The organism is Nostoc sp. UHCC 0251 (assembly GCF_034932245.1).
Classification (GTDB): domain Bacteria; phylum Cyanobacteriota; class Cyanobacteriia; order Cyanobacteriales; family Nostocaceae; genus Nostoc.
The window spans coordinates 26,033-50,520 of the sequence record NZ_JAYGHD010000010.1; the positions used below are offsets into that span (position 1 = coordinate 26,033).

General features: G+C 40.0%; 10 protein-coding genes. 8 read left to right on the forward strand and 2 right to left on the reverse strand.

The window, feature by feature from the left end; genetic code table 11:
* Position 1 precedes the first annotated feature (1 nt).
* The 7 genes from VB740_RS02645 to VB740_RS02675 are packed head-to-tail and all read left to right on the forward strand — an operon-like array spanning position 2 to position 22,580.
* Complete coding sequence (locus tag VB740_RS02645) at positions 2-7,816, forward strand: non-ribosomal peptide synthetase (RefSeq protein WP_323198535.1); 7,815 nt, start codon at positions 2-4, stop codon at positions 7,814-7,816.
* A 12-nt stretch (positions 7,817-7,828) separates the two neighbouring features.
* Positions 7,829-10,966 carry a condensation domain-containing protein gene (locus VB740_RS02650; protein WP_323198536.1) on the forward strand — a complete coding sequence of 1,046 codons (3,138 nt, stop codon included), beginning with the start codon at positions 7,829-7,831 and terminating at the stop codon, positions 10,964-10,966.
* 60 nt (positions 10,967-11,026) lie between these two features.
* Entirely contained in the window at positions 11,027-15,646 is a 4,620-nt protein-coding gene (locus VB740_RS02655; RefSeq protein WP_323198537.1) for a non-ribosomal peptide synthetase, read from the forward strand.
* Positions 15,600-20,078, forward strand: a complete 4,479-nt coding sequence (locus VB740_RS02660) for an amino acid adenylation domain-containing protein (protein WP_323198538.1) — start codon at positions 15,600-15,602, stop codon at positions 20,076-20,078. Before VB740_RS02655 ends, VB740_RS02660 begins: the two co-directional genes overlap by 47 nt.
* A gap of 31 nt (positions 20,079-20,109) precedes the next feature.
* Complete coding sequence (locus VB740_RS02665) at positions 20,110-21,513, forward strand: aspartate aminotransferase family protein (protein WP_323198539.1); 1,404 nt, start codon at positions 20,110-20,112, stop codon at positions 21,511-21,513.
* Positions 21,514-21,569: 56 nt separating this feature from the next.
* The gene (locus tag VB740_RS02670) at positions 21,570-22,328 is read left to right on the forward strand and encodes a class I SAM-dependent DNA methyltransferase (protein WP_323198540.1); all 759 of its coding nucleotides are present in this window, start codon (positions 21,570-21,572) and stop codon (positions 22,326-22,328) included.
* 27 nt (positions 22,329-22,355) lie between these two features.
* On the forward strand, positions 22,356-22,580 hold the full coding sequence (locus tag VB740_RS02675) for an MbtH family protein (protein WP_323198541.1): 225 nt from the start codon (positions 22,356-22,358) through the stop codon (positions 22,578-22,580).
* 392 nt (positions 22,581-22,972) lie between these two features.
* On the opposite strand, the gene VB740_RS02680 is transcribed toward VB740_RS02675, so the two are convergent.
* The gene (locus VB740_RS02680) at positions 22,973-23,191 is read right to left on the reverse strand and encodes an Hfq-related RNA-binding protein (RefSeq protein ID WP_323198542.1); all 219 of its coding nucleotides are present in this window, start codon (positions 23,189-23,191) and stop codon (positions 22,973-22,975) included.
* A 69-nt stretch (positions 23,192-23,260) separates the two neighbouring features.
* Here VB740_RS02680 and dapF point away from each other — a divergent pair, with 69 nt between their 5' ends.
* Positions 23,261-24,100 carry a diaminopimelate epimerase gene (dapF, locus tag VB740_RS02685; protein WP_323198543.1) on the forward strand — a complete coding sequence of 280 codons (840 nt, stop codon included), beginning with the start codon at positions 23,261-23,263 and terminating at the stop codon, positions 24,098-24,100.
* 155 nt (positions 24,101-24,255) lie between these two features.
* On the opposite strand, the gene VB740_RS02690 is transcribed toward dapF, so the two are convergent.
* Positions 24,256-24,399, reverse strand: coding sequence for a hypothetical protein (locus VB740_RS02690; RefSeq protein WP_323198544.1), 144 nt, complete (start codon positions 24,397-24,399; stop codon positions 24,256-24,258).
* Between the last annotated feature and the right edge of the window lie 89 nt (positions 24,400-24,488).

Below are 24,488 nucleotides of genomic sequence, written 5' to 3' on the forward strand. Positions count from 1 at the left end.
CATGAAAGCTGACAGCATCCAAGATATTTATGAACTATCACCGCTACAACAGGGCATTCTCTTTCATAGTTTATATGCTTCCGAATCAGCTGTTTATTTTGTCCAGTTATGTTACTCCCTGAAAGGCAATTTTAATGTTGTAGCTTTTGAACAAGCTTGGCAAGAAGTAGTCAACCGCCATACTGTTTTACGCACAGCTTTTTATTGGGAAAATCTAGAAAAACCTTTACAGACTGTGCATCGAGAAGTCAAAGTATCCTTAATACAGCGCGATTGGCGAGATATTGACCCAAATGAGCAGCCGCAGAAATTGCAGGAATTTTTAGAGAGCGATCGCACCGCCAATTTTGACCTTACACAACCATGCCTAATGCGGCTGCATTTAATTCGCTGTAATGATGATTGCTATTACTTTATTTGGAGTAAGCATCATCTCATTTTAGATGGTTGGTCAACAGCTTTAGTCTTAAAAGAAGTAGTAGAAATTTACCAATCACTTGACCAAGGTAAAAATTCACCTTTAATATTAGATACTTCCTTTGGCGATTATATTGGTTGGTTGCAACAACAAGATTTAAACAAAGCAAAGGAATTTTGGCAACAGTCATTACAGGGAGTTACAGCACCCACACCCTTAATTAATTTGAATACTCAAGACTCATTCAAGCAACCAGAGAAATACAATCAGCAAGTAATCAAGCTTTCGCAAACAACTACGGCAACACTACAATCTTTAGCAAGACAAAATCAACTCACACTTAACACCCTTGTCCAAGGAGCTTACGCTTTACTTTTAAGCCGCTACAGTAGAGAAACAGATGTAGTTTATGGTGTAACAGTCTCCGGTCGTCCAGCAGATTTAGTCAACGCTGAGTCTATGGTGGGGATGTTTATTAATACCCTACCTGTACGAGTGAAAATTGATGCTGAAGAATCTTTGTTATCGTGGTTGAGAAAATTGCAATCACAACTAGCAGAAATTCGGCAATATGAATATAGCCCACTAGTAGAGGTGCAAGGCTGGAGCGAAGTCCCGCGGAGTTTACCTTTATTTGAAAGCATATTAGTATTTGAAAATTATCCCATTGATACTGCATTAAAAAATGGGATGAAAGATTTAGAAACCCAGTTTATTAGTGCTGTTGACAACACTAACTATCCTTTGACAGTAACAGTTATACCTAGTTCTGAGTTGGAACTGAGAATATCTTACGATTGCGATGCCTGCGGCGGCTTTCATCCAGATACTATTACTCGGATGCTGGGGCATCTAGCCACTTTACTAGAAAATATGATTGCAGATGTTAATCAGCCTCTGGCTTCATTGTCAATGTTGACAGAAGTTGAGAAACATCAACTGCTAGTGGAGTGGAATAATACTCAAGCTGACTATCCCCAGGATAAGTGCATCCATCAATTATTTGAAGAACAGGTAGAAAAAACACCAGATGCAGTGGCGGTAGTTTTTGAAGGTCTGCAATTAACCTACAGACAATTAAACCAAAAAGCCAATCAACTAGCGCACTACTTAGCAAGTTTAGGTGTTAGCACTGGGGTAAATGTTGGTATTTTTCTAGAACGCGGTTTAGAAATGCTAGTGGGATTATTAGCTATCCTTAAAGCAGACGGTACTTACTTACCATTAGACCCAGCATATCCCCAAGAACGCTTAACTTATATATTGGCAGATGCTCAGGTATCAATTTTATTAACACAACAAAATTTATTAATAGCTTTACCAGAAAACCAAACTCAAATTCTCTGCTTAGACAAGGAATGGGAAAATATTTATCATCAGTCTCAGGAAAATTTAGTTAATGGAAATATAACTCAAAGCCTAGCTTATATAATTTACACTTCTGGCTCTACAGGAAAACCCAAAGGTGTAGAAATACCTCATTGCTCGGTGGTTAATTTTCTGATTTCTATGCTGAGAAAACCAGGGCTAACAGGCCAAGATACAATATTATCTGTCACAACAATTACTTTTGATATAGCAGTTTTAGAACTTTTTCTTCCCCTAATTATTGGTGCGCGGTTAGTCATAGCTAGCCGTGAAATTGCCACAGATGGCAGCCAATTATTAAAGTGTTTGGTAAACTCTAGTGCTACTGTTATGCAAGCAACACCAGCAACATGGCGGATACTTTTAGAATCTGGGTGGCAGGGTAGTCCAAACTTGAAAATCCTCTGTGGTGGAGAAAATTTACCCAAACAACTAGCGCAACATTTAGTAGAAAAATGTGCTGCTGTGTGGAATATGTATGGGCCAACAGAAACTACTATTTGGTCTACTCTCTACAAAATTATTGATATTAACAAACAGCAAGTATTGATTGGTCGCCCCATTGACAACACACAAATTTATGTTTTAAATGACAATTTACAACCAGTACCCATAGGAGTGATGGGTGAACTTTATATTGGTGGTGATGGTTTAGCGAGAGGCTATCATAACCGTCCAGATTTAACAAATGAAAAATTTATTGCCAATGTTTTTAGCCCAGAATCAAAAGCACGACTTTACAAAACAGGTGACTTAGTTCGCTATCTTCCAGATGGAAATCTTGAGTTTTTAGGCCGCGTTGATAACCAGGTTAAAATTCGTGGTTTTCGCATTGAAATGGGAGAAATTGAAGCCATATTGAGCCAATACCCAACAGTTCAAAAAACTGTAGTTATCATCAGAGAAGATAACCCAGGTGATAAAAGATTAGTGGCTTACATTGTTTCTAACGACATTCTGCAAATCTTGGAAATTCGCAACTTCTTAAAAGACAAGCTGCCAGTTTACATGATCCCCTCAGCTTTTGTGCAGCTTGACACCCTACCACTTACACCAAATGGCAAAATCGACCGGAAAGCACTACCAGCACCAGTTAAGAACAACTTAGAGCTAGAAAATTCTTTTGTCGCACCTCGTACCGCAGTTGAGGAAATCTTAGCAAGAATCTGGGCAAAAATACTGCGTGTTGAAAAAGTCGGTATACATGATAATTTCTTTGAAATTGGTGGACATTCCCTTTTAGCAACTCGTGTTATATCCCAGATACGGCAAGTGTTTGAGGTAGAGATACCTTTACGTCGCTTGTTTGAGTTGCCAACAGTAAGCGAGTTAGCGAAAGAAATTCAAACAGCGATTAACGCCGACAAAGGATTAGAAATACCAACCATCAAACGCATTTCGCGATCGCCAAAGACGGGGCTTTGCCCATCACCAGAATTACCCCTATCCTTTGCCCAACAGCGCTTATGGTTTCTTAGCCATTTAGAGCCGGATAGCCCTTTTTACAATATTCCTGCTGCTGTGCGCTTAGAGGGGCAGTTGAATCTAGCAGCACTAGAACAGAGTTTCAATGAAATTCTCCGCCGTCACGAAGTCTTGCGAACTAATTTTCGGACAGTTGAAGGGCAAGCCATAGCAGTCATTTCACCAACAACACCGCAGTTATTATCAGTAATTGACCTGAGCGAATTACCTCCCACTCAACGAGAAACCAAGGTCAGACAACTAGCCTTTGCAGAGGCGCAACAGCCATTCAACCTTGAGGCTGACACTCTGCTACGAGTGAAATTACTCCGCCTGAGTGAACAGGAATATGTGACACTCTTGACTATGCATCACATTGTCTCTGATGGTTGGTCAATAGAGGTGCTAGTGCGTGAGGTAGCAACACTTTATCAAGCTTTTTGTCAGAAGCAACCTTCACCCTTACCTGAACTTGAAATTCAGTATGCAGACTTCGCAGCTTGGCAGGGGCAATGGCTGAAGGGAGAAGTACTAGAATCCCAGCTTGCTTACTGGCTAAAACAGCTAGATGGTGCGCCAGCAGTACTAGAGTTACCAACTGACTATCCGCGACCAGCTATTCAAACCTCCCGTGGTGCAAAACATTCTTTCTGTTTGTCAAAAGACCAATCTCTGGCGCTAAAATCTTTGAGCCAGCAGCATGGAAGCACCTTATTCATGACCTTGCTGGCAGCTTTTAAGACACTACTACACCGCTACACCGGAAGCAATGATATTGTCATAGGTTCTCCCATCGCTAATCGTAACCACAGCCAGATAGAAGGGTTAATTGGTTTCTTTGCCAATACCCTAGTGTTGCGGACTAATCTTGCAGACAATCCCAGTTTTCGAGAGTTGCTGCATCGTGTCAAAGAAGTAGCTTTAGGTGCTTATACCCACCAAGATACGCCTTTTGAACTGCTAGTGGAAAAAATACAGCCACAGCGAGACTTAAGCCATACAACTCTATTTCAGGTGATGTTTGTACTGCAAAATGCACAAAACTCAGAGATTGAGTTACCGGGTTTGACTTTAAGTACTCTCGAAAGTGACAGTGGCACTGCGAAGTTCGATTTGACTCTGGATATGACAGAGACAGAGAAGGGATTAGTAGGAACTCTAGAGTACAGTATCGATTTATTCGAGCCGCAAACTATACAAAGGATGGCAGGGCATTTACAGACATTACTCTGTGGTATCATTGCTAATCCAGAGCAACGGCTTTCTGAATTACCCCTGTTAACAGAAGATGAGCAAAACCAATTATTAGTAGGTTGGAATCAAACTCAAGCTGACTATCCCCAGGATAAGTGCATTCATCAACTGTTTGAGAAACAGGTAGAAAAAACACCAGATGCAGTTGCAGTAGTATTTGAAAATGAGCAACTTACCTATCGCCAACTAAATCAGCGAGCCAACCAACTAGCACATTATTTGGAAAAATTGGGTGTTGGCATAGAGGTATTAGTGGGGATTTGTGTCGAGCGATCGCTGGAAATGGCGATCGCACTCTTAGGTATTTTAAAAGCAGGTGGCGCATACGTACCATTAGACCCCAATCAACCACAGCAACGCTTAGATTTCATGTTGCAGGATGCGGGGTGTAGTGTCCTAATAACTCAAAAGCGACTGACTGAAACTCTTCGCACCTATGCAGGTAAAGTCATCTATTTAGATGCAGACTGGGAATTAATTGCTCAAGCACAAGAATCTAACCCAACCAGCAACGTACAAGCAACAAATTTAGCTTACCTGATTTACACTTCTGGTTCCACTGGCCAATCAAAGGGTGTCATGATTGAGCATAGCAGCCTTGTAAATGCCTACTATAGCTGGGAAAAAGCTTATCAACTTGGTTCTCAAGTCCTTTGTCATCTTCAGATGGCGAACTTTTCCTTTGATGTGTTTACTGGAGATTTAGTTCGGGCTTTATGCTCTGGCGGTAAGTTAGTGCTGTGTCCACGGGAGTTACTGCTAGAATCCCAACAACTATACGAATTGATGTGTCAACAACAAGTTGACTGCGCGGAATTTGTGCCAGTAGTTTTGAGAAATCTGGTTGAGTACTTGGAAAAAAGCCAGCAGAAACTCGATTTTATGCGGTTGGTTATCTGCGGTTCTGATAGCTGGTATGGGGCAGAGTACCAGAGATTCCGCGCTGTTCTTGGTGAAGAGACACGGTTGATTAACTCCTTTGGCGTTACCGAAGCTACCATAGACAGTTCATATTTTGAACACACTACAGGAGAGTTAACATCTGAACAATTAGTACCAATTGGCAGACCGTATTCTAACAGCCAACTTTATATATTAGATGCTAGCTTGCAACCAGTACCCATAGGGGTTATGGGAGAACTTTACATTGGTGGTAAAGGTTTAGCCAGAGGCTATCATAACCGCCCAGATTTAACTACCGAAAAGTTCATACATAATATATTTAGTCAAAAATCACAAGCGCGGCTATATAAAACGGGTGATTTAGTCCGCTATCTCCCAGACGGGAATATCGAGTTTTTAGGACGCATTGACAACCAGGTGAAAATTCGCGGTTTCCGAATTGAACTAGGAGAAATTGAAGCACTGCTTAGTCAACATCCGGCAGTAAGTGAAACTGTGGTTGTAGTTAGAGAAGATATCCCAGGTAATAAAAGATTAGTTGCGTATATTGTTGCTAACGGCATCTTGCAAACTTCTGATATTCGCAACTTTCTGAAAGACAAGCTGCCAGATTACATGATTCCCTCAGCTTTTGTGCAGCTTGATGTCCTGCCACTCACACCAAATGGCAAAATAGACCGTCGGGCATTACCTGCACCTGCTCCCAGCAACTTAGAACTAGCAAACACCTTTGTAGCTCCTTGTACTCTTGTGGAAAGTAAATTAGCTCAAATTTGGGCTGAAGTTCTTCGTGTAGAGCAGGTAGGTATTTACGATAACTTCTTTGAACTAGGTGGAGATTCAATTTTAACTATTCAGATCGTTGCTAAAGCTAACCAAGCAGGTTTACGGCTGACTGCAAAACAATTATTTCAGTACCAAAATATTGCTGAATTAGCTACCGTCTGTCTGACTACTGAAGAGACAACTCAAGCCGAGCAAGGTCTTGTTACAGGTTTAGTACCTCTGACACCTATCCAACATTGGTTTTTCCGGCAAAATTTACTAGAGTCACACCATTACAACCAAGCTGTTTTATTGGAAGCTCAACAAGCGATCGCTCCAGATATCTTAAAGCAGAGTATACAGCATTTATACATCCACCACGATGCGCTGCGGCTAAGATTTGAGCAAACCGAGTCTGGCTGGCAGCAGGTAATAGCACCACCGGAAAGTGAAGTAAATTTAACAAGATTCGATTTTTCTACACTACTAGCAGCAGAACAACAGCCAGCTATAGAAGCAGCAGCTACCAAATTACAGGCAAGTTTCGATTTGTCCAGTGGACTTTTAATTCAAGTAGCATTATTTGATTTAGGTAGTTATCAGCCAAGCCGTTTATTGATTATCATTCATCACTTAGCTGTAGATGGGGTTTCTTGGCGAATTTTGCTGGAGGATTTGCAAACAGTTTATCAGCAGCTTAGTCAAGACAAAACTGTTAATTTACCAGCGAAAACTACTTCCTTTAAACAATGGTCACATCATTTACAGGAGTATGCAAAATCAGAAGCCTTAGCGCAAGAACAGCATTACTGGTTAGCCTTGGCTCAAAAGGAAATTTTTGCTCTACCAATCGATTATCTTAATGGAGAAAACACAGAAGCTTCTAAAGATATCGTATCAATAGAGTTAAATGTCGAAGAAACTCACGCACTTTTAAAAGAAGTGCCACAAGCTTATAACACTCAAATTAATGATGTGTTGCTCACGGCACTGGGACAAACTTTTGCTAGTTGGACTGGTCATCAATCTCTATTAGTAGAGTTAGAAGGTCACGGACGCGAAGAAATTTTAGATAATGTAGATTTATCTCGTACAGTCGGCTGGTTTACAAGTATCTTTCCAGTCCACATCAATTTAGCAGCAGCTTTAGACCCAGGGACAGCTTTAAAGATAGTCAAAGAAGAACTACGAAGTCTTCCCAATCGAGGTATTGGTTATGGGGTACTGCGCTATTTAAGTCATGATCAACAAATAACAGAAATGCTGAATAGTATCCCCAAAGCTGAAGTGCTTTTTAATTACTTAGGTCAGTTTGACCAGACATTTTCTCAGTCTTCTTCGTTTACATTTGCTCAAGAATCTAGCGGATTAGCTCTAAGCCAACGAGGTCAAAGGAGCCATCTTATAGAAATCAACGCTTTGATAACTAACAACAAACTACGAGTGGATTGGGCTTATAGCAAAAATCTTCATCGTCAAACTACAGTCAAATTTATAGCCGAAAAATTTAAGGAAGTCCTGTGTAAACTCATTACTCATTGTCTATCTCCAGATGCTGGAGGTTATACTCCTTCAGACTTTCCTGATGTAATGCTTGATGAAAATCAATTAGAAAAAGTTCTTAGTGAAATGGGTTTGGGTTAGGAGGAAATTGCAATGAATAAGAAAAATATTGAAGCTATTTATCCATTGTCTCCAACCCAGCAAGGGATGTTATTTGAGACATTATTTGCTCCCAATTCAGGTATTCATCTTGAGCAATCCATCTGCACTTTACAAGGAAATGTGAGTGTGTCGGCTTGTGAGCAAGCTTGGCAGAGGATTATTGGGCGGCACTCAGTTTTAAGAACCGGCTTTGTCTGGAAAGACCAGGAACAGCCACTTCAAGTAGTTTTACGACAAGTAGCTGTCCCATTGGAACAGCAAGACTGGCGAGAATATTCTTTGCCAGAACAACAAGCACAACTACAAGCTTATCTTCAGAGCGATCGCGATCGCGGTTTCAATTTATCTCAACCACCTCTCATGCGTTTGGCACTTTTCCAAACTGATGAAAATACTTATCAATTAGTTTGGACTTCTCATCATATTCTCATGGATGGCTGGTGCGGCCCGTTATTGTTTCAGGAATTCTTATCTTGCTACCAAGCTTTAAGCCAAGGTCAGGATTTATACCTTAAACCAGTTCGCCCCTACAAAGATTATATTGCCTGGCTCAAGCAACAAGATGAATTACAAGTTAAAGAATTTTGGCAAAAAAACTTAAAATATTTTACCAAACCCACCCCATTAGGAATAACAGCAGAACCCTTAAGTGATAGTGCTAATCAACCAAAATATGGTGAGCAAGAAATATATTTAAATGCCACAAACACAGAAATTATTAAATCGTTAGCAAAATCTCATCGCCTAACATTGAACACTATAGTTCAAGGAATTTGGGCGCTACTTATTTGCCGCTATAGTACTGAAGATGATGTAGTTTTTGGGATTACAGTCTCCGGTCGTCCAGCAAATTTGCCAGGAATCGAATCAACTATTGGGCTGTTTATTAATACCTTACCTTTAAGAGTAAAAATTGATCAGGAAGAAAAGTTATGGTACTGGCTCAACAATATCCAAAACTATAATCTGGAGTTACGCCAATACGAACACAGCAATGCCGGACAAGTTCATGAATGCAGTGAATTACCAGGGCATTTACCTCTCTATGAAAGTCTTTTAGTTTTTGAGAACTATCCTGTAGATATAAGTGCATTACAGTCTACTGAGTTAAAAATTAACATATCTGATTCGCGTTCCATTGGCGCACAGACTAAATATGCTCTCACCTTCTTAGCAACTGTTAACTCAGAACTCCATTTGAAATGCGTTTATGATCAACGTCGTTTTGATAGTGCTGATGTAGAGCAGATTTCAGAACATTTTTTAACATTATCAAACAGTATTATTTCTGATCCAGAAACAACATTGCAAACACTTTTAGCGCAAATTCCTCTGGAGCAAATTCCAAGAGTTAGAGCTTTACAAAAATCTGCATCTGTTACACAAGAGCAAGTTGTACCAACTCAACGCACTCCTATAGAAGAGGTATTGGCAGGGATATGGACAGAAATTCTTGGTAGAGAATGTATAGGTAATAATGATAACTTTTTTGATTTAGGCGGACATTCCCTGTTAGCAACTCAGGTAATATCTCGCCTCCGAGACGTTTTTAAGATAGAGATACCGCTAAGTTATTTGTTTGAGTCGCCAACCATAGCAGAATGTGCCCAGAGAATAGAAGCTAAAATCAGAACTGGGGAAAAATTGGAGACTCCGCCAATAAAACCTGTTAGTAGGAGTAAAAACTTACCCTTATCTTTTGCTCAACAAAGACTATGGTTAATCGATCAATTAGACCCAGGCAATCATACTTATAATGAGCCTACAAGTGTGCGCTTAACTGGTTCACTCAACATCACAGCCTTAGAGCAAAGCCTGAATGCAGTTATCAGTCGTCACGAAACCTTACGCACCGTTTTTACTACAGTCGAAGGGCAACCAGTTCAAAAAATTCAACCGATTACAGATATTACTATACCGATAGTAGACCTAAGAGTAAAAGAGCGATCGCTCCAACAACGCGAAACTGAAGCAAAGCGCATTGCAATTGAAGAAGCACAACGCCTATTCAACCTAGCTCAAGGGCCACTAATACGAGCCACGCTACTACAGCTAGACAAAGCAGAGTATGTATTACTGCTGACCATGCACCACATTATCTCCGACCTGTGGTCAATGACGATACTCATTCGGGAACTAGCAGATTTTTACGCAGCGTTTAGCCAAGGCAAATCTCTGACACTCCCAGACTTGCCAATTCAGTATGCAGATTTTGCTGTTTGGCAGAGAGAATGGATGCAAGGAAAGGTGCTAGAAACTCAACTAGCTTATTGGAAACAACAACTCCAAAACGCTCCGACAAAGCTAGAGTTACCTACAGACAAACCTCGACCTTTGCAGCCAACTTATACTGGCACAACCCAATCATTCCAACTACCCAAAGACCTCAGCGATGCAGTTAAATTACTCAGCCAGCGAGAAGATGTCACTCTCTCTATGAGCCTGCTAACTGCATACAACACCTTGCTCTACTACTACACCAAGCAAGAAGATATCCTTGTAGGTTCAGCTATTGCCAATCGCAACCGCAGTGAAATTGAAGGATTAATTGGCTTTTTTGTCAATAGTTTAGTTCTGCGGACAGACCTTTCAGGAAACCCTAGTTTTAGTGAATTGCTACGTCGGACACGCGAAGTAACTTTAGGAGCATACACCCATCAAGATTTGCCCTTTGAAAAGTTAGTCGCAGAATTGCAACTAGAACGAGACTTAAATTATAATCCATTGTTTCAAGTGTGGTTTGCTTTCCAGAATATAGCCACACCAGATATTCAAAAACTCACTTTGTCTTTACCTGATCTCACCCTTAGCCCATTTGAAACTAACAAGCAGATGTCTCCCTTTGATTTAGGATTTCTAGTTTCAGAACAAGCAGAAGGTATTAGTGGTTGCTTTGAATATAAAACTGATTTATTTGAACTCAGCACTATAGTCCGTATGACAGAACATTTAGAAATGCTTTTGCGGTGTGTGGTTACACAACCAGATATCCAACTCAACCAGCTAGTAGAAAAACTGAAAGAATCTGACTATCAACAACAACTGACTCAAGAAAAAGAGTATAAAAATACAGTTCGGCAGAAGTTAATGAAGATTAAACAAAAATCAAACATTAGCAGCAACTCATAACTCTAACTCCTCATTACTCTCCGCGCCTCTGCCTGAATAAAATCCTGATTTTCAAATATTATGCAAACCCAAACTCTTGAAGGTGTCCGAATTTCCCCACTCCAGAAACATCTGTGGTTGTTACAACACACAGATAAACAAACACCATTTCGCGCCCAAGTAGCAGTTTTAATTGAAGGCAAGCTTGACATAGCTAACCTTCAAGAAGCATTAAAAAATGTTGTTAATAAGCATGAAATACTTAGGACTAAATTTCAGTGCTTATCGGGTATGGAAATTCCAGTTCAAGTAATAAATGATGGGAGCATCTGCTGGGAAGACAGCTATGATTTAAGTGGCTGGCAACTTCAGCAACAAGAAGCTAAGATTAACGTAATTTTTCAAGAGATGCTTCATTTGCCTTTTGATTACGAAAAAGGTCAAGTTTTTCGTATCTCCCTGATAACTTTATCACCGCAAAAGTATATATTAATTTTGAGCTTACCCGCATTGTGTGCCGATTCTGCAACTCTGAAAAATTTAGTGCATGAAATCAGCAGTTCTTACGAAGCTTGTTTACAAGATAAAGAATTATCTGATGAAGTCCTCCAGTATGCTGATATTGCTGAATGGCAAAATGAATTACTGGAATCAGAAGATACAGCAATAGGTAGAGAGTATTGGCGTAAACAGGATATTGCTCACCTTTTGGATTTACATTTGCCTTTAGAAAATCAACTACAAGTCAATCAAGAGTTTCAGCCTCAAGTTGTAAGCTTGCAAATAAATCCTAATTTTACTAGCGAAATTAAAATTTTAGCCCAGAAACATAATACTTCTGTTTGCGTATTATTATTGGCTTGTTGGCAAGTGCTACTGATGCGCTTGACTGGACAATCGGAAATAGTTATTGGTACGGCTACCAGTGGTCGTAATTACCAAGAATTAGAATCAGCGCTAGGATTATTTGCTAAATATTTACCTTTACATAGCCATTTAAGATCAACTAGCTTTTTTAGTGAAGTTTTACAGAAAACTCAAGATCGCCTTCAAGAAAATCATGAATGGCAAGATAGTTTTAATTTGAAAATTATTAAATTTAATCAGGAAACAAATACATCATATTTTCCATTTTGTTTTGATTATGAACCACAAAAGCATAAATATACCGCTGCTAATATTAACTTTTCAATTTACAAGCAATATGCCTGTATAGATAGGTTTAATGTAAAATGTTCTTGTTTAGAATACAACGATTATTTGACTGTAGAATTTCACTATGACGCTAACTTATTTAGTGCTGAAAATATAAATCGTTTAACGGAAGAATTTGAGACTTTATTGCACAGTATCTTAAAAAATCCGTTATCGGCAATTAATGAGTTAGAGATATTACCGCCAAATGAGTTACAACTACTGGTTGATTTTAATCATACCCAGACTGACTATCCCAAAAATAAGTGCATTCATCAATTATTTGAGGAACAGGTAAACCGCACACCAGATAACATTGCTGTTATTTTTGGGAATCAGCAGCTAAGTTATAGTGAACTAAATACTCGTGCTAACCAACTAGCCCATTACCTACAACAATTAGGAGTTAAGCCAGAAGTACCAGTGGGGATTTGTGTAGAACGCTCCCTAGAAATGGTCACCGGCTTATTAAGTATCCTCAAAGCAGGTGGAGCATATTTACCAATTGAGCCAACCTATCCCAAAGAACGTCAAGCATTTATTTTACAAGATGCTCAAATACCTGTACTACTGACTCAACAGCATTTAGCAGCAAACTTACCAACAGATGCAACCCAAGTAATTTGCTTGGATACTGATTGGCAAATAATTACCCAACAGCCAACAGATAACCCAGTCAGTGATATTACAACTCTAAATCTGGCTTACATCATTTACACTTCTGGTTCGACTGGCAAACCCAAAGGTACATTAATTCACCATCAAGGACTAGTCAACTACCTGAGTTGGTGTACCCAAGCTTATAATCTTGACCAAGGTACAGGAACAATCGTTCATTCTCCTTTAGGATTTGACCTGACGATTACCAGCCTTTTCTCTCCGTTACTGGTGGGGAATCAGGTAGAAATTCTCTCGCCAGATCAAGGTATTGAAACTCTAGTCAACGCTTTACGTAACAACTCCAACTTAAGCTTGGTGAAAATTACACCGGCTCACCTGAAATTACTGAGTCAGATGTTATCACCGCAAGAAGCCGCAGGTCGCACCAGAGCCTTTATCATTGGTGGTGAGAATTTGTTGGCTGAAGATATTGCTTTCTGGCGGGAGTTTGCACCAAATACGATGTTGGTCAATGAATATGGGCCGACAGAAACAGTTGTAGGGTGTTGCATTTACCAAGTACCGATAGGAGAAAATCTTTCTACTTCAGTAGCAATTGGTAATCCTATTGCTAACACCCAGTTATATGTGCTTGACCAATACTGTCAACCTGTACCGATTGGTGTAGTGGGTGAGTTGCATATTGGTGGTTTGGGATTAGCTAGAGGTTATCTCAATCAGCCAGAATTGACAGCACAAAAGTTTATTCCTAACCCATTTTCTCAAATACCAGGGGAGAGGCTGTATAAAACAGGTGATTTGGCACGTTACCGACCAGATGAGGTTCTGGAATTTCTCGGACGAATCGATGATCAGGTAAAAATTCGCGGTTTCCGCATTGAGTTAGCAGAAATTCAATCCGTAATTCTAGAGCATTCGGGGGTAAAGGAAGCCGCAGTAATAGCGCGGGAGGATGTTCCAGGTAACAAGCGTTTAGCTGCATACATTGTTTGGAATGCAGAATCACCCAGTTCTATCGACGTTCTGCAAAGCTTTGTGTCAGAGAAACTGCCTGATTATATGGTTCCCTCGGTTTTTGTACCATTAAAGGCTTTGCCTTTAACAACTAATGGCAAGGTAGATACAAAAGCATTGCCAGCACCAGAAGAAGTTAGAGCCGAATCAGGTACTTTTGTTGCTCCTACTACGCCGACGGAGAAATTACTAGCAGACATTTGGACTAAGGTTTTGCGTGTGGAACGGGTAGGTATCCACGACAATTTCTTTGAGCTGGGCGGCGATTCTATTTTGAGTATCCAAATTATTGCTAAAGCTAATCAAGCTGGTTTGCAATTGATGCCTAAACAGATGTTTGACAACCAAACAATTGCAAAATTAGCAACAGTGGCGGGTACGGTTCGCACTATCCAAGCAGAACAAGGATTAGTGACAGGTGATGTATTTCTCACACCGATTCAACACTGGTTTTTTGAGCAAAATCAACCTGAGCCACACCACTGCAATCAAGCAATTCTGTTGGAAATGCGCCAAAGTCTCGACACCGAGATTTTACAACAGGTAATGCAGCAGTTGATATTGCACCATGATGCACTGCGTCTGTGTTTTGTCAAGGAACTTTCTGGATGGCAGCAAGCGATGTCTAGCGACAAGCCACTTCTCTACGAGACGCTACGCGAATGCGTCTACGCTACTCCCACAGATAATGTACCAGTGACACGCTACGATTTTTCTACATTGTCACACCAGGAACAAGAATTAGCGATCGCTTCTACAGCCACAAAATTACAAGCTAGTTTCAACCTCTCAAAGAGTCCGTTAGTACAAGCGGCTATTTTTGACCGTGGTGCAAATCAGCCCAGCTACTTACTACTAATCATTCACCATTTAGCTGTTGATGGTGTTTCTTGGCGCATTCTCCTAGAAGATTTCCAAACTGTTTATACCCAACTACAAGCGGGTGAGGCAATTAAATTACCAGCTAAAACAACTTCCTTCCAGCAGTGGGCGCAAAAGTTAAAAAACTACGCCCAGTCAACCGAACTTCAAAACGAACTAGAATACTGGTGTGCAGAATGCCGTCGTCACGTTTCCCCCATCCCAGTAGATTTTCCCGGAGGCGAAAACACAGTTGTTTCGGCTCGTACTATATCTGTTTCCTTGAGTGTGGCAGATACCCAAGCTTTATTACAAAAAGTACCAGCCGCTTACCAAACCCAAATTAACGATGTATTACTTACAGCACTGGTACAAACTTTTGCTGAGTGGATGGGAGAGCCAACACTACTTTTAGATTTAGAAGGACATGGACGGGAAGACATCTTTGATGATGTGGATTTGTCACGAACTGTAGGCTGGTTTACGACCATTTTCCCAGTATTATTAAACTTGCCAGCAACTTCTGACTCAGCCACGACGGTAAAAATTGTCAAAGAGCAGTTACGCGAGATTCCCAATCGCGGAATTGGTTATGGTGTACTGCGTTATCTTAGAGACGACAAATCAATCGCAGAAAAACTGCAAACTTTACCTCAAGCTGAGGTGCTATTCAACTATTTAGGACAATCCGATCAAGTTCTTTCAGAATCATCAACCTTTAGCCTAGCTGACGCAGATATTGGTTCTGCAAGTAGTCCAAAAGGAAGCCGTCGCCATTTATTAGATATCAACGCGATTGTAGTTGCAGACCAATTACAAATCAGTTGGACTTACAGCAATGCAATTCATCGCCAAACCACGATTGAGAATCTAGCTGAGAATTTTATCAAGGCATTGCGATCGCTAATTTACCAAGTTTCTGAAAATAACTCGCTCCCAGCAGATTTATCAGATTTCCAGTGGAATGAAACTGACCTCGAAAATATCATTGCAGCAATTGGAGATGTTTGAAATGGGTATGCAAAATGTAGAGGATTTCTATCCTCTTTCACCAATGCAGCAGGGATTGCTTTTTCATACCCTATCTGCACCAGATACAGGAGTTTATTTTAATCAGTTAGTATGTACCCTTTCTGGTCAACTGAATATTCCTGTATTTGAAAGAGTTTGGCAACAGGTAATTCAGCGTCATCCAATTTTGCGGACTTGTTTTCGCTGGGAAGGTTTAAAAGAACCTATACAAGTGGTGCTGCGTCAGGTGCAACTATCTTTAAAACATTACAACTGGCAAGGTATTTCATCTACTGAGCAACAAGAAAAGTTAGCAGCTTTTTTAGAGAGTGATCGCACTTTAGGTATTGATCTCACCCAAGCACCATTGATGCATTTGGCGTTAATTCAACTGAACGAAAATACTTACCAATTTGTTTGGAACACCCATCATCTAATTACCGATGGTTGGTCTACATCGATGTTGCTGAACGAAGTTTTTAAACTTTATACTGCCTTTTGCCAAGGTAAAGAATTACGGTTAGAGCCTCCCCGTCCTTATCGGGATTATATCAAATGGCTGCATAAACAGGATTTACAAAAAGCTAAGACGTTTTGGCGACAGACGTTAAGTGGTTTTTCTGCTCCTACTAACCTCCGTATTGAAAAAACATTGAGTAGTAGTCATAGCAAAATAAAAAACCATGCAGCCCAAGAAATCAAACTGTCAGCTAGTCAAACCACAGCGATGCGATCGCTTGTTCGTCAGCAGCAAATCACCCTCAATACTTTAGTACAAGGCGCTTGGGCTTGGCTTCTGAGCTATTACAGTGGCGAAACAGACGTAATTTTTGGTGTTACCGTCTCTGGCCGCCCGGTAACGCTGGCGGGTGCAGAATCGATGCTGGGATTGTTCATTAACACCTTACCTCTGAGGGTACAGGTAGCAGCAGATACTTCTGTTGTCGCTTTGCTTAAACAAATCCAAACTCAACAAGCAGAAATTTCTCAATATGAATACAGTCCCTTAGTAGAGGTGCAAGGGTGGAGTGATGTACCACGGTCAATGTCTTTATTTGACAGCATCTTGGTATTTGAAAATTACCCGGTCGATACTGCAAAACGGCAAATTGACAATTTAGAAATTTTAAATGTTGTTGCTGAAGAACGGACAAACTACCCTTTAACTGTGACAGTCGTACCTAGTCAAGAGTTGTCATTGGAAATTGCTTACGATCGCGATGTCTACGGCGGGCTACGCCAAGGCTTTGATGATGATGTCATAACTCGGATGTTAGGGCATTTGGGCAATTTGTTAACAGGTATGGTTGCAAATCCTGAGCAACGCCTGTCAGATTTGCCTTTGCTGACAGAAGCAGAAAAGCAGACTTTATTAGTTGAGTGGAATAATACTGAAATTAATTACCCTCAAGACCAGTGCATTCATCAATTATTTGAAGCACAGGTAGAGAAAACACCCGATGCTATAGCCGTAGTATTTCAAGAGCAATCTTTAACCTATCGAGAACTAAATCAAAGAGCAAATCAACTCGCCCACTATCTGCAAAAACTGGGAGTAGGGCCAGAGGTACTGGTGGGGATTTGTGTAGAGCGATCGCTCAAAATGATAGTTGGATTGTTAGGAATTCTCAAGGCTGGCGGGGCATATCTGCCACTAGACCCAGTGTACCCGCAAGAACGATTAGCGTATATGTTAGCGGATGCTCAAGTACCAGTGTTGCTCACCCAGGAATGTCTGTTGGCAAATTTTCCAGATACCCCAGCCAAAGTTATATGTATAGATGATGCAGAGTTAATCGCACAACAACCGCAAACCAATCCCATCAATCAAAGTCAACTTGACAATTTAGTATATGTAATCTATACATCCGGGTCAACAGGCAAACCCAAAGGGGTGATGATTGAACAAGGGTCTTTAGTTAACTACACACAAGCAGCGATAACAGAATATGGCATAAATTCTAGCGATCGCATTCTTCAATTTGCCTCCATTAGCTTTGATGCCGCCGCCGAAGAAATTTTTCCTTGTTTAGTACAGGGAGCAACTTTGGTACTGCGAACTGATGAAATGTTAAGTTCAATACCTCATTTTCTCAAAGAATGTCAACAGCAATTGCTAACTGTCTTAGATTTACCAACGGCTTTTTGGCAGCAATTAACTTTTGAGTTAGCTGCACTTAAATTAACTTTACCGTCATTTCTACGATTAGTGATTATCGGTGGTGAAAAAGCATCAAATGATAAAGTATTAACTTGGCAACAGTGTGTAAATAAAACAATCAAGCTCGTCAATAGCTATGGCCCTACTGAAGCCACAGTAGTAGCAACAACTTGCGATTTATCAGAGCAAACTTTTACCCAAGAAATACCCATTGGCAAAGCTGTTTCTAATATTCAAACTTATATCTTAGATAGCCACTTGCAACCAGTTCCTATTGGTATTCCCGGCGAATTGTATATTGGCGGTAAAGGTGTAGCACGAGGTTATCTCAATCAACCTGAGTTAACGGCTGAAAAATTCATTCCCAACCCTTTTAACAAAGCAGCAGACAAAAAACTATATAAAACAGGAGACTTAGTACGCTACCGCGATGATGGCAATATTGAAATCCTTGGTCGGGTAGATCACCAAGTGAAAATTCGTGGCTTTCGGATTGAACTAGAAGAAATTGAAGCCAAACTAATTCAGCATTCTTTTGTGCGAGAAAGTGTAGTCATGGTTAGAGAAGATAACCCTGATGACAAGCGACTAGTAGCATATATCGTTCCTAATACTCAAAATTATGAGTTAGAAAATAATATTAAACTGATACCAGAATTACGACACTTTCTCAAACAGAGTCTACCAGAGTACATGGTTCCTTCTGCTTTTGTACTACTGGAAAAACTACCACTTACACCGAATGGGAAAATAGATCGTCAGGCATTACCTATAGCTGAACATTACTTGTCAAATAAAGAAATAAAGTATATAGCACCACGTACACTAATCGAAGAACAACTGGCGAAAATTTGGACTGAATTGCTCAAGATTAAACAAGTTGGCATTGAAGACAACTTTTTTAATTTGGGAGGGCATTCTTTACTACTAACACAGCTTGTTTTTAGAGTACGTCAAACATGGCAAATAGAATTACCTTTAAGCAGTTTGTGGGAGATGCCAACAATTGCTAGTTTAGCCCAGAGTATTGAAACGGCTCAAAACATGGGTTATTCTACTCTTGCTATTACTTCAAAAAATCAAATTAATTGGGAAGCCGAAGCTGTCCTTGATCCTACGATACGTCCTGAAACATCAATTAAATATCCAACTGAGCCTACTAACATTTTTTTAACTGGAGTTACAGGTTTTGTAGGGTCATTTTTACTTTATGAACTCCTGCAACAAACTCATGCAAATATTTATTGCTTGGTACGTGCAGCTAATGCAGAAGAGGGAAAAAAAAGAATTCAAAATAGCCTGAAATCATACTTAGTGTGGGATAATTCTTTCAGTTCTAGAATTATTGCAGTTGTAGGGAATTTATCTGAGCCACTTTTGGGACTTTCTCGGCAGAAATTTCAAGCACTAGCTGAGTTAATTGATGTGATTTATCACAATGGCGCGTTGGTTCATCATGTTTCCCCATACGCCACACTCAAGCCTGCAAATGTATTAGGAACTCAGGAAGTTTTGAGACTCGCAACTCAAGCGAAAGTCAAACCCATGCATTTTATGTCAACAGATGGGGTGTTCTCTCCCGAAGGTTATTCTGGCGTAAAAATAGTTCAAGAACAAGATAACCTCAATGATTATCAAGTGCCATCTGGCGGCTACACGCAGAGTAAATGGGTTGCTGAAAAATTAGTTACCATCGCCCGCGATCGCGGCCTTCCTGTAACTATACATAGAATAGGACGTGTTTCTGGACACAGCAAAACCGGAGTATTCAATCAAAATGACTTTTTATACAGATTAATCATCGGCTGTGTAAAACTTGAAAAAGTGCCAGATGTCAATATGATTGAAGATATGGCTCCTGTAGATTATGTGAGCAAAGCCGTAGTCCATTTATCCAGACAAGAAAAATCTATAGGGAAGGCATTTCACTTTGTAAATTCCCAACCTTTTCATTCAATTAAGCTGATCAAATTACTCCGCTCCTTTGGATATTCACTGCAACAAATTTCTAATGACCAATGGCAAGCAGATTTAATTAACATTGCTGAACACTATCCAGAACATCCACTATATCCACTTGTACCCTTGCTTAGTGAACAGAATCATAACTCAGCAGCACTAAAATTTGATTGTCAAAATACAATCGATGGTCTAGCCAATACCTCTATCATTTGCCCGCCAATCGATGATAGGTTGCTTAATACTTACTTGTCTTATCTTATGCAAAAAGGCTTTTTAGAAGCTCCCAAACATAAATTGAGCAACATCTAATATTTTATAAAATTCGCCACACATTAATACTATGCAATTAACAAATTCAACAACTACAGCCAAGGTGAATCCTCAACAGCAGTATCTAGAAAACTTTATTGCCCGTTACATTAAACGGACACAAACATCGAAACAATTAACTCAAGCATATTCTTCTGTGCTTGCAGATAGAAGAAATTCTATCGGATTTAACAAAAGTATCAAAGAAATAGTCTATCCTATTATTGGCAAACGTGCTTCTGGTTCTAAAATTTGGGATGTTGATGAGAATAAATATATAGACCTTTTGATGGGCTTTGGAGTAAGCTTCTTTGGTCATAATCCATCCTTTATTAAAGAAGCCATACAAGAGCGACTAGAACAAGGTATACATATAGGGCCACAATCAGACCTTGCTGGTGAAGTTGCAGAGTTATTCTGTGAACTAACTGGTATGGAACGGGTAACTTTTAGTAATACAGGTACAGAAGCCGTAATGACGGCAATACGTCTAGCACGCGCTACAACAGGCCGTAAAAAAATTGCCATGTTTGCAGGCTCTTATCATGGACATTTTGATGGCACTTTAGTTAAAAGACAAAAAATAGACGGCGATTTAGTTGTAGTTCCAAATTTTCCTGGTGTCTTACCTAACGTAGCTCAAGATGTTTTGGTTTTAGATTACGGTGATTTTAAATCATTAGAAGTAATCAAAGCTTATCAACATGAATTAGCTGCTGTTTTAGTTGAACCTATTCAAGATGAAAGACCAGACATACAGCCTCAAGAGTTTTTGTTGCAGTTAAGAGAAATCACCCAAAAATCCGGTACAGCATTAATTTTTGATGAAATGCTTACAGGCTTTCGCCTTCATTTAGGTGGAGCGCAAGCATGGTTTGGAATTAAAGCAGATATAGCAACTTATGGAAAAATTGTCGGTGGTGGTTTGCCCATTGGAGTTATAGCTGGTAAAGCAAGTTACATGGATAGAATTGATGGTGGGGTGTGGAGCTACGGGGATGCTTCTTTTCCTCAAGTAGAAACAACATTTTTTAGCGGTACTTACTGCAAACATCCCTTGGCGATGGCTGCTGCCAAAGCAGTACTTAACTATTTAAAAAATCAAGGGACTGCTCTTCAAGAGCAAGTAAATCAACGGACTTCTCAGTTTGTCGAAAAACTGAATACTTACTTTCAAGCAGATGGAGTACCAATTCTATTAGCAAATTGCGGTTCAATGTTTAATTCTATTCCTTTAGGAGATGCTTCTGATTCTGGAGATTCTACTTCACAGAGTATGGACTTGATATCTTATCATCTTCTCTATCAAGGAGTGTTCCTAATAGGAAATGGTGGCTTATTATCTACAGCCCATACTGATGAAGACCTAGAATATGTAATTCAAGCTGTTAAAAATAGCATCAATGAACTGCGAGAAGGTAGTTTATTGCCATAGTTATGGCATTGACAAATCTACGTGAAAATTAATAAAACTAATAGGAGAATAGGCAAATGCTTACAATCAATCCTAATGCTACATACGATCCTTGGGCTAAAATTTACAATGATTATTGGGGGCTAAGATACTGCCAAGCTATTTTGCCTGCTTTGGAAAAGCTACTACAACAATATAATATTCAGCCAGAGGCAGATATTCTTGATTTATGTTGTGGTACTGGACACATGGTCAAACATTTAATCGAGCAAGGCTATCAAGTCACAGGTCTTGATATTTCGGAAGCAATGTTGCAATATGCTCGTGAAAATGCCCCCAATGCTAAATTCATTCTGGATGATGCCAGATTTTTTAATTTACCACCCACTTTCCATGCAGTGATTTCTGCCAACGCAGGACTTAATGAAATAATAAAACTTGAAGACTTACAACAAGTATTTAGTAAAGTATATGATTCACTACTGAATAATGGAATTTTTTTGTTTGGCTTAAATTTGGAAGATTTTTATAAATCCTGGAATGGTGCAATTTCAGATGGTGATGTTAAAGATGATTTCGCTTGGGCTTGTTGTGATAGCTATAGTCCTGAAGAAAAAATAGGACAATTTAAGATTACCATTTTTCAAATGGTAGAAGAATGTTGGCAACGTTTAGATATTAATAATCTGGTTAGAGGCTATTCTAGAACAGAAGTCGTCACTGCTCTTAAAAATGTCGGTTTTACAGACATTAATATTTACGATGGGAAGGGAAATATAGCAGATTCTCAATATAGCCTGCATACCATTTTTTCAGGACGGAAGCAATCTAAATAAATAGACAAATTTGGAGGGAAATAAATAATGGAAAACCTAGATATAGAAAACCAAAGAATTTACAAAGTTGTAGTTAATCATGAAGAGCAGTATTCTATTTGGCTTGCTGGTAGAGAAAATGCCCTTGGTTGGATAGATGCAGGTAAAACTGGGATCAAATCAGAATGTCTGGAATACATTAAGGAAGTTTGGACTGATATGAGACCCCTAAGTTTGCGAAAGAAGATGGAAGAGTTATTTAGTAAAAATTAATATTTGTATAACTTTAGTATTACTATTTGTAGAGAGGTTAAACTTCTCTACAAAATTTTTATTTTTGAAACCCAATAAGCAAGGTGATGTCGAGACACTAAGGCAATATTAGTTAATTGTCGAGGTAAACAAGTAAATTTTTACTGGTGAAAACTTCTCATTTACTGAAAATGATACAAGCACAGCCAAATTGAAGTATAGCCAAGTAATTGTCAGTATTTTTTCCCGACGGATGAGAATACGTCAAAATCGGTTCATCGAACAATCAGTTCGTTCCAATACCCAACGCTTGGCTCAGTGGGGGTCTGCTGAGAGAGGCTATTCCTCTCTTCCGACCCCCTTTTTTCTTCTGAATCTAGCTTTTTAGCCTAAACGCCAATAACTCTTAACTTCTAACTTGTTTTCGGCTTGATGTATGCGATCGCTTGTTTCCAAATGGTGGTTTGCTGACTGTTTTCATCAGAAATACAAATACACTGTGGATCTTGCCATAAAACCCTTCCTGTGAGGACATCGCTAGTCAGCAGCTTTAATTCCACTGGCGTTGTTTGTTTAATCAGGTTTTGGACTTGTCTAATACTGGGTAAAGTGGTGTCAAATTCGGTAAGCATTTTTAGTAAAGATGAACCTACAAGGCAAAATAAAGAGTAACTAATCCTTGATAATTCATCCTTGAGGAAATGGCAATCGAATTTACTAAGTATCATGGTCTAGGCAACGACTTTATTCTGATTGACAATCGCTCGTCATCTGAGCCTGTAGTGACACCAGAGCAAGCCATCAAATTGTGCGATCGCCATTTTGGTATCGGTGCTGATGGTGTAATTTTTGCCCTACCTGGAGAAGACGGCACTGACTACACCATGCGGATTTTTAATTCCGATGGTTCAGAACCGGAAATGTGTGGCAATGGCATTCGCTGTTTAGCTGGCTTTTTGGCAGATTTAGAAGGCGAATCCCGGAATCAAGACTCATATCGCATTCATACTTTGGGTGGTGTAATGACGCCCCAACTTTTATTTGATGGTCAAGTTAAAGTAGACATGGGTTTACCCAGGTTACTTGCTGGCGAAATTCCTACTAATCTTGCACCCGCCGAAGAAAAAGTAATTTCTCAGCCGTTAGAGGTGGCGGGGCAAACTTGGGATGTCACCTGTGTAAATATGGGAAATCCCCATTGCATTACCTTTGTGGAAGATGTAGCAGCAATTGAGCTAGAAAACATCGGCCCAAAATTTGAGCATCACTTAGCTTTCCCTCAACGCATAAATACCGAATTTATTCAAGTGGTACGCCGTGACTATTTGAAAATGCGGGTATGGGAACGGGGTGCTGGGATTACCTTAGCTTGTGGTACTGGTGCTTGTGCTTCCTTGGTAGCTGGAGTGTTAACTGGGAAATGCGATCGCACCGCGACTGTAGAATTACCGGGTGGCCCCTTGCAAATTGAATGGTCAGAAATCGACCAACGAGTTTACATGACAGGCCCGGCTGAAAGGGTCTTCACTGGGAAACTCTAACCCCCAGGTTCCCCCCTAACCTAAAAAAGGGGGGAACCTTAAAAGCCGCCTTTTTAAGGGGGTTGGGGGATCTCTTGTGCGTCAGTTCTAACCAACTTACTATTGGCATTAGTGACATACTCCCCGCGCCGCCACTTCGTGGACGGTGGAGGCTTCTAGATGACTCCTGCTATTGCATCGGACATTTCTCTAGCTTTAAGGACGGGATGCCCCGCCGCCCTATATTTTATATTGCGTGCTGCGTTGTGGTCACGGCAATAACTAGCGCCACATAAACAGTTGTGCCACCTATCAGCCAATGTTTTTGGAACTATTGCGCCGCAATCAGAACACTAGACCTCTTGCAAAAGCGCTTTTTGCAAGAGGGGGAAAAGGGTAAAGGTTAAAG